Origin of the sequence: Rhizobium ecuadorense, assembly GCF_001187535.1 — a bacterium.
Lineage (GTDB): Bacteria > Pseudomonadota > Alphaproteobacteria > Rhizobiales > Rhizobiaceae > Rhizobium > Rhizobium ecuadorense.
Genome location: NZ_LFIO01000512.1, coordinates 23,706 through 38,792, shown reverse-complemented (window position 1 = coordinate 38,792; position 15,087 = coordinate 23,706). Strand labels below are relative to the sequence as shown.

Here is a 15,087-nt window from a genome sequence, read left to right as displayed (position 1 = left end):
GGGCGGAGACGGCGCGCGAGCGGCCGACAACGGCCTTGGCATCCGGCTTGACCGAACCTTCGAGAACGAGACCGAAATCCTTGAAATGATTGGCGTGATCGAGAACCTCGGCCGAGCGCAGCAGCGCCTTTGTGGGGATGCAGCCCCAGTTCAGGCAGATGCCGCCCATATGCTCGCGCTCGACGATCGCGGTCTTCAGGCCGAGCTGGCTGGCGCGGATGGCGGCGACATAGCCGCCGGGACCGGAGCCGATGATGATGACGTCGTAGGACATCCGTTTTCCTTGAAAAAATTGGGGGATCCGTCGCGACTGGTTCGCGTCGCGGCAAGATCCCCCGAGGTCTGGGAGGAAACTAGATCAGCATACTCATCGGGTTTTCGATGAGCGTTCGGAACTTTCCGACAAGCTCCGCGCCAAGGGCGCCATCGACCGCACGATGATCGGTTGACAGCGTCACGGTCATGACCGTTGCCGCCGACAGCTCGCTTTGCGCGTTGACGACGGGCCTTTTCTCCCCGGCACCAACGGCCAGGATGGTCGAATGGGGAGGGTTGATAATCGCCGCGAATTCTCTCACCCCGAACATGCCGAGGTTTGAAATCGCTCCGGAGCCGCCCTGGTACTCAGCCGGCTTCAATTTGCCTGACTTCGCGCGTGCAGCGAGGTCCTTCATCTCATTGGAGATGCTCGAGAGCGTTTTGGATTCCGCATGCCGAATGATCGGCGTGATCAGCCCGCCGGCCACGGAAACGGCAACTCCTACGTCAACAGAATGATGGCGCAAGAGGCTCTCTTCCGTCCAAGACACGTTCGCGTCGGGCGTTGATCCAAGGGCCAGCGCGTAGGCCTTAATGACCATGTCATTGACCGACAACTTATATTTAGGCGCCCCATCTTCCATTGGCGCAGACGCGTTCAGCTCCGCTCGCAACTTGAGGAGGGCGTCGATGCGGCAATCAACCGTCAGGTAGAAATGCGGAATAGTGGTCTTTGCTTCCAGCAACCGCCGAGCGATCGTCCTCCTCATAGGCGTATGAGGTTGCAAATCGAACGTGCCTTCGGCGAACTGTTTCAGGGAACCAACAGACGCAGCTTCTTGCCCCACATTCTGCATTCCAGCCGGCGCCGGCAGCGCGACAGCCGCTTCGGCGACGCGAGCCTTCGAAACGTCAGCACTGATAATCCTTCCATGGGGGCCGGTTCCCGCCACGGATCCCAGATCGATGCCGCTTTCCCGCGCGAGGCGTCTTGCCAGCGGCGTAGCCCTAATTGCACTTCCGGCATCCGGCGATCCAATATGGCTTGGTGCGTGGATCAGATCGACCGTGGTCATGCCGGAAGCCGCGGCCTCCACGGGGTTGGCCGGAGCAGACAGCTTAGTCGCGGCTTGATATTCCTCACCTTCCTCGTAAAGCCAGGCGACTGCCGACCCTACGGCGATATCGACACCTTCTTTGCCGGTGATGTTTCGAAGAATGCCCGTAACGGGGGAATCTATCTCCATCGCTGCCTTGTCGGTCTCGATCTCGAACAGAACGTCGCCCTTCCCAACGCGGTCACCTTCGTTGAAAAACCACTTCGAGATTTTGCCGGTCGCCATATCCATGTCGACCTTCGGGAGAATGATCTCTGTTGCCATGCTATCTCCCTCCCCTCACAAGATCCCGGGCTGCACTCAAAATGTCTGGGACTTGTGGAACGGCAGCCTTCTCAAGCTCGGGATTATACGGGATCGGCGTTTCGGAGCCCCCTAGACGGACAATCGGTGCATCCAGATAGTCGAACGCATCGCTTTCGGCGATCATGGCACTTATTTCTGCGCCGACCCCAAGTGTCTTAACGCCTTCATACACGCAAAGGAGCTTCGTCGTCTTTTTCACGCTTGCGATCACGGTCGCCCGATCGATCGGCCGCACCGAACGGAGGTCGATCACTTCGATGTCAATTCCTTCGGCAGCCAGTTGTTCGGCCGCGTCGAGGGCTTTATGAACCATGATCGACGTCGCGACGATGCTGAGATCTTTACCCTGTCGACGGACCTCTGCCTTATCGAGAGGAACCGTGTAGTGACCTTCGGGAACCGGTCCCTTCATTTTATACAGGAGCTTGTGTTCAAAGATCATCACCGGATCGGGGTCGGCGACAGCGGCAAGCAGCATCCCCTTAACATCGTGTGGAGTGGCGGGCTGGACGACCTTCAAACCTGGCACATGTCCCAACCAAGCCTCGAGGCTCTGGCTATGCTGGGCGGCAGCCCCGGTCCCAGAGCCGGCTGGAAACCGCATAACAACCGGCACTGACACTTCGCCGCCGAGCATGTAGCGCATTTTTGCGGCCTGGTTGACGATTTGCTCCATCGCAAGGGCCGCGAAATCCGAGAACTGAAACTCGAATATCGGCCTCAGTCCCGTCATCGCCGCACCGACCGCCACGCCTGCGCCGCCAAGTTCAGAAATCGGAGTGTCCATGACGCGATCCGGGCCGAACCTGTCGATGAGGTCGCCGGTCACTTGAAAGGCGCCACCGTAGACGCCGATGTCCTCGCCCATCAAAACGACGCGCTCGTCCGCCTCCATCGCGATGGCCATCGCTTCTTGGATCGCCTGGGAGTAGCTGAGTTCTCGAACACCGGTGTCCATTTATGCCTGCTCCGTATAAACATTCTCAGCCAACTCAGAGACGTCAGGGGCCGGACTTGCCTTTGCAAATTCAATACCTGCTGCGATCTCATCGCGAACCGATTGGCGGATTGCCTCCAGCTCCGCGTCATTTGCGACGCCGAATTCGCGCAGTTGTGTTTCGAACCGGACGATAGGATCGCGGTTGCTCATCCAGTCGTCGATTTCGTCTTTCGTGCGGTAGCGGTTTCGATCGCTCTTGGAGTGACCGCGGTACCGATAGGTTTTGCATTCGATGAGTGATGGCCCCTCGCCGCGCTTGGCGCGTTCAACGGCATTGTGAGTGGCTTCGGCCACCTCGGAGAGCACGTTCCCGTCGACGATGACGCCCGGCATGCTGTAAGCGGCGGCGCGGTCGGCGATATTGGCAACCGCCGTGGAGCGCGCGGTCGAGGTCGACATGCCGTAGCCGTTGTTTTCACAAACGAAAATGACCGGCAGCTTCCAAACGGCAGCCATGTTCAAGGCTTCGTGGAAGGCACCTTCGTTGTTTGCACCGTCGCCAAAGAAGCAGATGACCACCTTTCCGGTTTTTAGCCGCTTGGATGTCAGCGCCGCACCAACGGCGATGGGCAAACCGCCTCCGACAATTCCGTTCGCGCCGAGATTGCCGGTCGTAACGTCCGCAATATGCATGGAGCCGCCGCGGCCGGCGCAATAACCGGTCGTCTTGCCGAAAAACTCCGCGAACATGCGCTTGACATCCGCGCCCTTGGCGATGCAGTGGCCGTGGCCCCGATGGGTCGAGGTGATCTGATCCTGTTGTGTCAGCGGGAGGCAAACGCCCATGGCGCTTGCTTCCTGGCCGATTGACAGATGCATCGTCCCGTGGATGAGGCCACGTGTGTAACTCTCCTCAGCGCCCTCTTCGAACTGGCGGATGAGGTGCATCTTCCGAAGAGCGTCCAGCAACTGCTCGCGAGGATATTGTCGGTAGATGAAGGGCAGATTGCTGGGATCGGCACTCTTCATCACTCTTGCTGAATTCGCCATTTATGCCTCCCTGCCGTAAACAAGCGCGTCTTGCTTGGCGCGCAAGGCTGCAAGACGAGAGCCTTCCGCGACAGATGCGTTGCTGTAGGTAATCAACTCGCCCTTCTTGATCGGCGCGGTAACCTTGCCCCCTTGCAACATTCCGCAAGGAATAGCGGCGGCGCTTCGCGCTTCAGGCGCGGTCATGATCCATGCGCGATAGCAGTACTCGCCGATTGCATCGAGCTTTTCGCCGGGCTGAAGATCCTTCTTGGCCACCGCACACACCTCGGCGACAGGGGTGGAAAGAGGGACCATGTCCGGCTTCCCATAAAGAACGACACGGGCACATGTGAGCGGCACTTCCAGTGACGTAAGATGATATGGCCGGTGGAAGGTGAAATACGGCCCCTTCCCCATCTTGAGATCTTCCATGCGCTCCGAGATCCGCGGATGCGACATGTCCGCAACGACGAAGACGCCAGGGGCTACACCCTTGCCAATTGAATAATCGACGACGCCGATCTTTGAGAGCACGCCGCCGTCTTTTTCGGGCACGAGGACCTTCGACAATTCGTCAAGCGTGGCCGCCGGACCGTGCATGCCAGGTTTATCCGGCACAAGTCCTGTCGCGTTTGCGATGGCGGCCATTTCCACCATGGTTTTCGAGCCGTCCACGAACTCGACAAGCATGCGAACGTTCATGTTGCGACGCGCCGCTTCTTCGGCGTATTGGTCCGGGACCGCGTCGATGTTCAAGGGGTTGTTTTTGCCCTTGCCTGCGGCAACGATCGGATGGCCCATCGCCGAAACAAACTCGATCAGCTCGATGCAAGACGACGGTTCATCTCCGGCGCCGAGTGAATAAGTAACGCCAAGTCGCTCGGCCTCGCTTTTGAGATAGGCGCCGATCGTGACGTCCGCTTCGACGTTCATCATCACGAGGTGCTTGCCGTGCTCCATGGCCGAAAGGCCGATTTCCGCACCGACAGCCGGGACACCCGTGGCATCGACGACAACATCGATCAATCCGCTGTTGAGGATATTGGTGGCGTCGGCGGTGATGGCGATCTTACCGGCTTCGATCACATCGTTGAGTTGGTCAGCGGTCGCGGCTTCGCGATGATGGCCGTCGGTCCGGTAAGCGATATCAACGGCCTCGCGAGCGCGGACGACGTTGAGATCGCAGATTGCCCCGATCTCGATACCGGGCATGTGGGCAACGCGGGTTACGATGTCAGTGCCCATCTCCCCGCTCCCAATCAACCCAATGCGAATAGGTTTTCCCTCGGTCTCTCGACGCACGAGATCGCGTGCAAGCCCGGTTGGCGCAACGTTAATGGGCATTCCAATCCTCCCGAATTCATTCGAGGCAATTGGTACTGTACATTTGTTATATCGTCAACAAATATGTTCTTGCAGTTCGGAATTTCGAACAAATTCACGCCGATTGGCGGGTGCTGAAGAACTTTTGTTGCAAATATGAACATTGAGACGAGCCTGCGCGTGCGCAGGTGCCGACGACCGAGGAGCATGGCGCCGCTGCGGTCAACGATTTTTATCGAAACGATTTTTTGCACTGCGGTTTAACAGCGTGCGGATCTGCGGAGCAGTGCGCGGGACCCGATGCGCGAAAGGCTCTAGGGTCGTTCGCGCTCGGCGGGATCGGTTGCCATCAAGGTTAGCAGAGCGCCCGCCGTCTGCTCATCCGTTACGAAGGTCGTAGGCTTGATTGTCATAAGGGATGCCCGGAGTGCGGCCAGCTTTTCTGGTCCCCCGGAGATCAAAATGCGCTCCGGCGTGCGCCGCAATCGCTCGAGGTTCACCGATATAACCCGAGCATTAACCTCATGGTCGATAACGTTGCCGTCCTTGTCGATGAAGTTATAAAGCACATCTCCGACGGCGCCAGCGTCTATCAAAGAGCGGCGGTCCGCCTCGCTCAGATAGCCGGTGCGGTAGCTCGTCGTCAGTGTGGAGATGCCTCCGACCGAGAGAAGTGCGACGTCGAGCTTGTCTGCCATTTCGAAAATCGCGGCTAGGCCGCATCTTTCCAGCAGTGCATGCTTCGTCTCGGGGCTATCCACCACGGCCGGTGCTGTGACAAGAAAGCCTTCGCCCTTAAAAAGCTCCGCGAACTGCCAGGCAAACTCCGCAGGATTGAAGCGACGAGCAGCCGAAATGCCTCCGAGGAGCGAGACGACGCGAAAGTCGTCGAGGGCGGCGCCGGCAATAAACGGCAATGTATTATAAAGGGTGCGCCCCCAACCCACGCCAACGATCATGCCGGAATGCATCAATCCGGTAATCAGCGTTCCCGCAGCTGCCGCAATCACCTTGGTTGGATCGCCTTCCGTATCAGCGAAGGGCGCAACGATGACCTGCTTGATCCCAAACGTCGTCTCCAGTTCTCTTTCAAGAGCGATCATATCGGAAAGCGGCGAGGATATGGTAACGCGCACTTCGTTACGGCGACGCGCTTCCGCAAGAAGTCGAACGACCATTACGCGATTGATGCCAAGCTGGGCGGCGATGTCTTGCTGCGTGTAATTCTCTATGTGGTAGAGCCACGCCACTCGCGCCCGAAGCCTTTCAGAATCACTCTGGACCATGACAACTGTCGGCGTGGTCTGCATCTAGCTTCCTTTCGGATGTGTCTCAGTCGGCGCGGATGATATGGCGCGGGATTCAGCCCTCTTCCCGCGAAGTCAGCGCCCCGTCATCGCATTCTGAATTTTGTGTCGTGTACAAGATTTATCTCTCAGTGGATAGGTCGGCAAGAAGCAGTGGCATGCCGCAGCGCTGCACTGCACAAAGTTGTGTTATTGATGCATAATGTTCGATAATTATACTGAAGGCCGGTAGAAAAAATGGGTTGACAGCCGTCGCTTATGAACACATTGTGTTTCTCGATAGCAAATGTTCGCACCATCGAGCGGATAAGTGCTATGATGGAGCGGAGTGGAGGCCGCGCCGAAACGGTCTTGCCTCCATTGGCATTCAGCTGATTTATTCAGATTGGGAGGAATAACATCATGACAGTCTTAAGTTCCGGCGTATCGCGCCGTGGATTCCTCAGGCATACCGCAGCTTTTGGGCTCGCCGCGGGCGCGGCCTCGGCCCTCAAGCTGCCCGCGTTTGCGCAATCCGGTCTGCCGGATGTGCAGGCGGTTTTGGACAAGATTTCGGTCAAAGACTATGTCCGCGAGGACTACCAGAAGCTCTACAAAATGTCGAACGATCCGCTGTGGGATCCGGCGAAAGACTGGATCCGTACGGTCGATTGGGAAAAGGTTCGCTCGGAGCAGAGCGGAAAAACGGTCAGATTTGCCGTAGGCGCCGCCGACCAGGAGTCAGCTGCCGAGGGGCTCAAGCCCTTTGAACAGCTGTCCGGCATCAAGGTGGAACTTGTCCCGATCCCTGACGACAGCTTTTACGACAAGGCGGTTTCAGAATTCATTTCCGGAAACGCATCCTTCGACGCGCTGCAGTTCTTCTCGCCCTGGCTCGGTGATTTCGCCGGCCCAGGCTTCCTGGCCGACCTCAGCGAATATGCCGAGAAGTGGAAACTGCCGCTCGACGACTTTTACGATACTTATCGGCTGAACTACGGCTATGTCGGCGGCAAGCTGGTTGGTATTCCGTTCGACTGCGACGTCCAAATGGTGCATCTGCGCAAGTCGATCATGGAGAAAATTCTCGGCGGCTCCATCGACCGAGCTCAATCCGTGCCAACCTACGACGAACTCATTCGCATCACTGCCGAAGCAAATAAACTCGGCGGCGGTGTAGCCGGCGTTGGCCTGATGGCGGCCCGTGGTTTCTGGGCGACTTACACCTGGGAACATATCGCGGCGCAAGCCGGCCTTTCCTTGTTCGACAATCAATGGAATCCGCAGCTCACGAGTGATGCCGGAATGAAGGCCATGGATATCATCATGGCTCTTCAGAAAAACGCCATCGAAGGCGTGTCCGGCGCCGGCTGGGGTGAAAACCGAGCCGCCTGGCTTGGCGGCCAGGTTGCAGCAAATATCAGCTGGCAGGACAGCGGCACCCAGGCCATGCGGCCTGATCAGTCGAAGATCGTCGATGATTTTGTTACGATCTATGAGCCCCGCATTTCAGGTGGCGTATTCGCGCCGCCGAATATTGCCGGATCGACCTCCTGCGTTGCAGCCACATCGCAAAACCCCGAGGGCGCGTTCCTTATGCTCGCATTCCTCACGACTTCGTCTATCATGGCGATGAACGAAGCGAATGCGAATGGTGTTGCTCCAGGCTACCGGTCCGTTCTTGCCAACGAACGTCTCCGCGCCGTCAGCCAGCCCATGAAGGTGTGGGCGGACAGTTTGGAACATGCGTGGTGCGCGCCCCGTATTCCAGGGATGTTCGAAATGGAGCAGGCGCTCGGGAATGAAATTAACCGGGCGGTCACCGGTCAGATTTCAGCCAAGGAAGCCCTCGAGAATGGGCAAAAAGCCTGGAAGAGCATTCTGGAGAAGAATGGCTTCTCCGGTGGAAGCGCCCCGATTGCTTACTCGGACGCGGAGCCTGGCCTCTACGTAGGCAAGGGTAAGGCACTGCCTTTCTAAGATCATGACACATTCAACTCAAAGGCTTGAAACGGAGGCGGCGTTCGCCGCCTCCACCGTAAAGTTACCCGCTAGACCTCGTCCCCGTTCGGCTACGGCGAGGAAGGTCTTCCCGTATCTCTTGGTTGGACCTGCCGTAGCCTATCTACTCGCGATCACCCTATATCCGGGTCTATTCGCGATGTATCAAAGCCTCTTTGTCGTCAAGTTCGTCAATTGGTCTTGGATCGGGCTCGGCAACTACACGCGGATCATCCAGGATCGTGAATTCTGGGCTGCTTTAGGGAACACTGCCGTCATTGGCGGCATCTCATTGGCCCTGCAATCGGTGATCGCGATGGCTGTGGCCTTCTTCTGTTACCGAGACCCCTTTGTCCGCGGTTGGCGAATTATCTTCCTCATGCCGATGCTGTTCATGCCGTCGGCAGTGGCGTTCATCTGGAAGCTTGCGTTCAATGATGGCCGGGTGATTTCCGATATCCTCATGTCGATTGGAGTAGTCTCCAATAATGTCGACTGGCTTGCGTCTATTTGGTTGGCAAGGTTGACCCTGATTGTCGCGGACGTATGGCAGTGGACACCGTTTCTTTTCATCATCTTCGTCGGAGCCCTTCAAGGGCAGGACGAGGAAATCGAGGAAGCGGCTCGATTGGACGGGGCAAGTTGGAGCGCCATTTTCTGGAACATCTCACTGCCGATGATGAGGCCTATCATCGTGGTTGCCGTAACGCTGCGCGGCATCGACATCACGACGATGTTCACGAACGTCTACATCATGACCCAAGGCACGCCGGGCGGGGCAACGGAGACGATGAGCTTCTTCATCTATCGTCAAGGCTTCAGGATGTTCAATTTCGGATACGCATCCGCGGCATCGGTGCTGATGCTGATCTTTACGATCGCCATCGCTCAAACTGTCGTCAAGCGCGCATTCAAATCTGGGAAATCATGATATGGCTAGTATTCGAAAAAACGGCGGCGAAAGCTTCCTTCTTCGCTACATCATACTTGGCGCCTGGGCCCTTGTTTGCCTTGTTCCGATCATCTGGTTCCTCACAATAGGGTTCAGACCAAGAACTGAAATTATCGTGCCAAGGCCGATTTACTGGCCGACGTGGAGTTTGGACGCCTGGCGCCTGCTCGTCAGCGATTGGCCTATAGCTTCGTATCTGCGAAATTCCGTCGTTGCAGTGGCGGGCTCTGTCGTCATTGATCTGCTGCTGGCTATTCCCGCAGCCTTCGCGTTGGCTCGCTATGAGTTCCGTGGCCGCGAGGACATCGGTTTCTACATCCTGTCCACGCGAATGATGGCGCCGGCCATCGTTGCGGTGCCCATCTTCTTTCTGTTCAAAAATATGGGCTTGCTGGATTCCGTCTGGGCTTTGATGCTCATTTACGCGGCCATCAATCTCAGCCTCGTCACCTGGATCATTCGCAGCTACATGCTGGATATTCCGAAGGAGTTGGAGGACGCGGCACGCACCGATGGCGCCGGGGACTTGACCATTCTTTGGGAAATCATGATCCCGGCTTGCCTACCCGGCATTATCACCGCTGCGGTAATAGCGGCGATCTTCGCAATCAACGAATTCTTGTTCACCCTTCTCATCGCGTCGACCTCAAAGGCTTACACGATGTCCGTTGCCCTCGCCAACTTCACAGGCGGCTCCGATGGGGTGATCTACAACGCAATCGCACTCGTCTCGTTCCTCGCATTCGCTCCGATCTTGATCCTCGTTGTCCTGATCCAGAAGCATCTCTCGCGCGGCCTAACGATGGGCGCAGTGAAAGGATAATTCCATGGCTTCTATTGAACTTAAGAACGTCGTGAAGAGCTTTGGCGCCTTCTTTGGCGTTCAGGATGTCACTCTCGATATCGCCGATGAGGAGTTTCTGGTCCTCTTGGGGCCGTCGGGCTGCGGAAAGACCACGACCATGCGCATGATTGCTGGTCTGGAACATCCTACCGGGGGCGAGATAAGCATCGGCGGCAACGTTGTGAACGAGGTTGATGCCCGCGATCGAGATGTCGCGATGGTTTTCCAAGGCTACGCCCTGTACCCGAACATGTCTATCTACGAGAACATTAGGTTTCCTCTCAGAATGAGACGCATTCCGAAGGACAAGCATGACAGCCTTGTTCGTCGCGCCGCGGATATGGTTGAACTTGGGCCGTTTCTCGAGCGCAAACCCGGCGCGCTTTCGGGTGGCCAGAGACAGCGCGCCGCGCTCGCGCGCGCTATCGTTCGCCAGCCGCAAGTCTTTCTGATGGACGAGCCGCTTTCGAACCTCGATGCGAAGCTGCGTGCCAGCATGCGCGTCCAAATCAAGCACATGCAGCGCGACCTGAAGGTGACCACAGTTTACGTGACGCACGACCAGATCGAGGCAATGACGCTGGCCGATCGGATCGTCATTATGAATAAAGGCATAATTCAGCAGATCGGCACCCCCGATGAGATCTATTCAAATCCAGCAAATACGTTTGTAGCAGGGTTCATCGGCTCGCCGCCGATGAATTTGGTGTTGGGCTCTGCGCACAATGGAATTTTCTCGGCTCCTGGCGTGAAGGTCGCTTGCCCTGCAAAGCTATCCGGTCAGGTTACCCTCGGCTTTCGGCCGGAGGATTGCCTGATCGGCGGCGAAAATCTCCAGGGCACCGTTTACGGCGTCGAGCCGACGGGTGACATCACCTACCTGTCCGTCCGTACCCCAGAGAAGACCTTTGAAATCAAAACCGGCCGGGATTTCCGGGCAAAAATTGATTCCGCCGTATCCATCGGGTTTGATCCCAGCCGGCTCTACTATTTCGACAGTGACGGCAACAGGATCGGAGTTCAATGATGCCGGCAACTTTCGATTTCAGCTGCGTCGGCTTTTACACTTTCGATGCTCTTTGCCGGCCGGTCGCGGAAATCCCTCCAGGGGGTCAAACCCTTTTCGTGGAAGACTTCACCCTGGCCGTATCCGGCGCGGCCGGTTCCGCTGCGATTGTGGCTGCCAAGTACGGCCTCAAGGTGCAAGCGATCGGCGGAGTGGGCTATGATGACATGGGTGACTGGGTCCGTATGAAGCTCCAGTCTTTCAGCGTAGACACCGCCATGATGCGGCGCTACGAGGGCTACACAACCTCCTCCTCAATCGTGACGACACGTCCAAACGGTCAGCGACCGGCCCTTCACAAGCGCGGTGCGACCGATGCCTTCTTCGTATCAGATTCGGAAATAGATCGAGTTCTAGACACCAAAATCCTGCATGTGGGTGGGGTCGGTCTGATGAATCGGATGGACGACTGCGGACGTACTGCGGAAATCATGGCCGAAGCGCGCCGTCGAGGTGTGATAACAACGCTTGACGTCTTCGCATCAACCCCCGACGACCTTCCCAAGGTTGCGGCTCTCTTGCCTTACACGGATTACTTTCTCCCCTCTGAAGAGGAGGCGCAGGCCCTTTCTGGATTGGCCCACAACAAGGATCTGGCAGATTTCCTTCTCAGCAGAGGGGCGAAGTGTGTCATTCTGACTTTGGGGGCAGAGGGCGCCTACTATCATGACGATTCTGGCTTGGAGTTCCGCTCGCCGGCGTTCCAGGTCGACGTGAAGTGCACGTGCGGGTGCGGCGACTGCTTCAATGGCGGTTTCGCGAGCGGCTTGGTGAAGGGGCTGTCCGCTCGAGATGCGGTCGAACTCGGCCAAGCGTCCTCCGCATTGAACGCCACTGGCTTGGGAAGTCAGGCCGGCGTGGCCAGCTATGATGCGACTCGTGCATTTATTAAGGCGACACCTCGGCGCGAATTGCGATATGATATTATGGCCTAACAGAGGTGCAATTAGGTAAGAGGGTAGATTGGCATGTCGCCGGGATTCGCTCCACAAACGACGCAACTGAAAGACGCGTTGAGGTCACTGCGCTATACCCTTCAAAAGGGACGCGACGCGGTGAAGGAGACTGCGCCTCGCCGGCTGCCGGCACCGGCATCGGGGATGGCTCTTTCCGCACTTGGCGAGATTGAGGTTTTTGCCCGCAACGTTGATCATTTTTTCTGCAATTTTACACATTCCGTTTTGAGCGATTCTCTGACGAATTCGGAAAATCTGCGCGAGATCGCTGCATCTTCGCGGCCCGACTATAAGTTTTCGGTCTGTTATTATGTGACGATGAAGCTCGTACTAAGCCATCTTGGTGTGAAAAGAGGGTTGGTCAATCAGAGTGCCTGCCGTCGGGCCTTTGCGCGACTGGCCCAATCCCAAGACGTGTTCGAGCTTGCAGCCCAATTGGCGTTGCACCTTACGGATGATGGGTCGATAACAATCGATCAGTTGGACGACCGATCACCCGTCGCGGGTTCCCGCATCACCGTCGTCGTGGTTTTTGCCGCGATACTCTCACTGCTCGCGGAGGCCGACGACGGTCAGAGGGAGGCGATGGTCTTTGCAGCGACTGATATTGCGGCCGCCGTGCAAGAGAAGATCCAGGATTTATACCAGAAGAAAGATATCTCGGCTTTGGCCTCGCTCTTTAAATGGTGCGCTGCCCATGTTTGATTTATCACAATCAATGCACAATCTTCCCCGAACGAACAAGCCGCTCAGGGTAGCCGTCAGGCAGTTGCACTGGTTCAAAGCAGCCTTTCGTGCACACGCCGCGTTCTGCGGCGAAGCGCTGGCATGCGACTTTGCCATCGATGACGTCAAGCTGGCGAGCGCATTTGTTCGCTGGCTGGATAGTATCGACCGTCAAAAGCCGAAGGAGAAGGTCGAACGGCGTGAGTTTTTTCAGTTTGCCCCCTCTCTCGTGTTGCGCGAACTCGTAGCGGACATGCCGATTAAGGCGGTGTGCACCCCCGCCCGCGTTGACGCGAAATCGGCAGCGGCGTTCTGGCCTGAAGGATATGTCGCCACCACATTTTGCTTGACCGTTTACGCCGCGACGATGGATCAGGAGTTTCACATGGACGTCCATGTCAGCCAGATGGTCGACAATCTTCGTAGCTGGTGGTCCTTTCGGGAAAATGCGAGCCAGGACACGGACTACGCGGCGGGCTTTTTCCAGATGTTGCTTGGCAACGAACCTAATTGGTGGATGCCGAGCAATTTTAGCGCTCGCACCCGCTCGGCAGACGACGTGGACAATGTTGAGGCCGTAACCCCACCAAACTAAAGTTCAGCAGCCTTTTCAGCGGAAGGTTGCGTCGAGTTTGCGAAAGCTTATGCGAAGCTTGGTGTAAACCAGAGTTCGCATATTAGAGTTCGATGAACTTTGGTCAAATAGGCCGATTGAGGATGGCAAGGTCATACTTGACGAAATCTGTGAGAGGTCAGCTTTTGGCGCTGCCGTTCTTCAGGCCGCCGACCAGGTTCTCGATAAGCATGGCTCAATAGGCTATGCGAAACTGTGGGGCCAAGGAGCATTTCCTACGAAATCTGTGACCTGGCTACGAGAACTCGTGAGGTCTACATCCGAACCTGACAGAGGTGCGACATAACATCGTCCGCTTCGAGCCGACAGCCGACTTTAGCCGTGTGTTTGCTCGGAATAGTTCCACGGCAAAAGCTCATTGATCCGGGCCTGCCTGTGTCCGTTGACGATGGCGGTTAGCGTGGCACGCAGGTAGGCCATCGGATCGATAGAATTAAGTTTACAGGTTTCGATGAGCGATGCGATGGTCGCCCAATTCTCCGCTCCTGCATCATGTCCGGCGAAGAGAGCATTCTTCCGGTTGAGCGCTATCGGTCTGATGGTTCGTTCGACGCTGTTGTTGTCGATCTCGACGCGGCTGTCGCTCAGGAAGACGTAGAGCCCGTCCACCACGTCCCGAATTCGAGCCCCGCGGATGGGAACGCGCCGTCACGATAGACAAAATCGCATCCGCAAGGATCAGAAGTCGACTTCGATCGCCACACCTTTCGACACGGCCAGGTCGACGACAGCCGAGGCCACTGCAAGATCCTGCAGTCCAACGCCTGTTCCGTCGAACAAGGTAATGTCGTCGGCTGAGCGGCGCCCTTTCACGTCGCCTGTGATGACAGCGCCAATCTCAAGAATGTCTTCTGCAGCGATCATGCCATCGGCGATGGCATGCTGGCATTCGCCGATGGTTATCGCCTGCGCCACTTCATCGGTGAAGATCGAAGACGCAGCCACCAGCTTGGCGTCCACCTCCTGCTTGCCCTTGGTATCGGTTCCCATACAGGCCAGATGCGTGCCTGGACGAACCTGGGAGGCCATCAGGCTGGGACTGAATGACGAGGTTATCGAGATGATCACGTCGGCCTCTGCTCCGAGCCTGTCGAGATCGACGGCTTCGAAGGGTAAGCCGATCTCTCTCGCAACTTCCTCGAGGCGGGTCAGCATTTCCGGATGATAGTTCCAGGCAACCACCTTCTCGAAGTTTCGCTGCTGGACTGCTGCCCTTAGCTGGAAGGTTGATTGATGTCCGGCGCCGATAATGCCGAGGATCTTCGCATCTTCACGGGCCAGATATTTGATCGAGATTGCAGACGCCGCCGCGGTCCGTAATGCGGTCAGCAGATTTCCGCCCACCACAGCACGGCATCGCCCGGTGTCCGCGTCGAACAGGAATACCGTCGATTGGTGGTTGGTCAGGCCACTTTCCGCATTTTTCGGCCAAAAACCTCCGGATTTCAGACCTAAAGAGAGGCTCTCCCGGTCGAAGCCTGATTTGAATCCGTAGAGCGCGTCCGCATAGCCAATCGCTTCACGGATCACCGGAAAATTATAGGCCGATTTTCTGGCCATGGCGGCGAACACATGTTCCACAGCGGTAAAACATTCGGCTGAACCGATCAAATCTGCAATTGCGCGCTCTGGAACGATGATCATC

The 15,087-nt window shown here is 56.9% G+C and carries 14 protein-coding genes and 1 pseudogene; 7 read left to right on the top strand and 8 right to left on the bottom strand.

Annotated features, from left to right (window positions below; all coding sequences use genetic code 11):
• The 6 genes from AF337_RS11785 to AF337_RS11760 form a co-directional block, all read right to left on the bottom strand.
• The coding region (locus AF337_RS11785; protein WP_152970998.1) for an FAD-dependent oxidoreductase at positions 1-274 on the bottom strand (274 nt) is incomplete at its 3' end.
• Between the two features lie 79 nt (positions 275-353).
• Positions 354-1,640: a pyruvate dehydrogenase complex dihydrolipoamide acetyltransferase gene (locus tag AF337_RS11780; RefSeq protein WP_049732308.1), complete on the bottom strand. Its 1,287-nt coding sequence runs from the start codon at positions 1,638-1,640 to the stop codon at positions 354-356.
• 1 nt (position 1,641) lies between these two features.
• Entirely contained in the window at positions 1,642-2,640 is a 999-nt protein-coding gene (locus AF337_RS11775) for an alpha-ketoacid dehydrogenase subunit beta (protein ID WP_049732307.1), read from the bottom strand.
• Positions 2,641-3,672 carry a thiamine pyrophosphate-dependent dehydrogenase E1 component subunit alpha gene (locus AF337_RS11770; protein ID WP_049732306.1) on the bottom strand — a complete coding sequence of 344 codons (1,032 nt, stop codon included), beginning with the start codon at positions 3,670-3,672 and terminating at the stop codon, positions 2,641-2,643.
• A complete protein-coding gene (locus AF337_RS11765; protein ID WP_049732305.1) occupies positions 3,673-4,998 on the bottom strand; it encodes an NAD(P)H-dependent oxidoreductase in 1,326 nt (441 codons plus the stop codon).
• Positions 4,999-5,291: 293 nt separating this feature from the next.
• Entirely contained in the window at positions 5,292-6,287 is a 996-nt protein-coding gene (locus AF337_RS11760; protein ID WP_049732304.1) for a sugar-binding transcriptional regulator, read from the bottom strand.
• Between the two features lie 399 nt (positions 6,288-6,686).
• Here AF337_RS11760 and AF337_RS11755 point away from each other — a divergent pair, with 399 nt between their 5' ends.
• From AF337_RS11755 to AF337_RS11725, 7 genes are read left to right on the top strand one after another with little or no spacing between them, the layout of a single operon-like run.
• The gene (locus AF337_RS11755; RefSeq protein WP_049732303.1) at positions 6,687-8,243 is read left to right on the top strand and encodes an ABC transporter substrate-binding protein; all 1,557 of its coding nucleotides are present in this window, start codon (positions 6,687-6,689) and stop codon (positions 8,241-8,243) included.
• A gap of 4 nt (positions 8,244-8,247) precedes the next feature.
• Positions 8,248-9,195, top strand: coding sequence for a carbohydrate ABC transporter permease (locus tag AF337_RS11750; protein WP_049732302.1), 948 nt, complete (start codon positions 8,248-8,250; stop codon positions 9,193-9,195).
• Between the two features lies 1 nt (position 9,196).
• Positions 9,197-10,039, top strand: coding sequence for a carbohydrate ABC transporter permease (locus tag AF337_RS11745; RefSeq protein ID WP_049732301.1), 843 nt, complete (start codon positions 9,197-9,199; stop codon positions 10,037-10,039).
• Positions 10,040-10,043: 4 nt separating this feature from the next.
• Complete coding sequence (locus AF337_RS11740) at positions 10,044-11,087, top strand: ABC transporter ATP-binding protein (RefSeq protein WP_049732300.1); 1,044 nt, start codon at positions 10,044-10,046, stop codon at positions 11,085-11,087.
• Complete coding sequence (locus AF337_RS11735) at positions 11,087-12,061, top strand: carbohydrate kinase family protein (protein ID WP_049732299.1); 975 nt, start codon at positions 11,087-11,089, stop codon at positions 12,059-12,061. The genes AF337_RS11740 and AF337_RS11735 overlap by 1 nt, the downstream gene beginning before the upstream one ends.
• 33 nt (positions 12,062-12,094) lie before the next feature.
• The gene (locus AF337_RS11730; protein WP_128146141.1) at positions 12,095-12,787 is read left to right on the top strand and encodes a hypothetical protein; all 693 of its coding nucleotides are present in this window, start codon (positions 12,095-12,097) and stop codon (positions 12,785-12,787) included.
• The gene (locus AF337_RS11725) at positions 12,780-13,403 is read left to right on the top strand and encodes a hypothetical protein (RefSeq protein WP_049732297.1); all 624 of its coding nucleotides are present in this window, start codon (positions 12,780-12,782) and stop codon (positions 13,401-13,403) included. The genes AF337_RS11730 and AF337_RS11725 overlap by 8 nt, the downstream gene beginning before the upstream one ends.
• Positions 13,404-13,757: 354 nt before the next feature.
• On the opposite strand, the pseudogene AF337_RS11720 reads toward AF337_RS11725, so the two are convergent.
• Both AF337_RS11720 and bhcD read right to left on the bottom strand, forming a co-directional pair.
• Positions 13,758-14,048, bottom strand: a pseudogene (locus AF337_RS11720) (transposase domain-containing protein); the annotation flags it as partial.
• Positions 14,049-14,120: 72 nt separating this feature from the next.
• Positions 14,121-15,086, bottom strand: coding sequence for an iminosuccinate reductase BhcD (gene bhcD / locus AF337_RS11715; RefSeq protein WP_049732295.1), 966 nt, complete (start codon positions 15,084-15,086; stop codon positions 14,121-14,123).
• Position 15,087 lies beyond the last annotated feature (1 nt).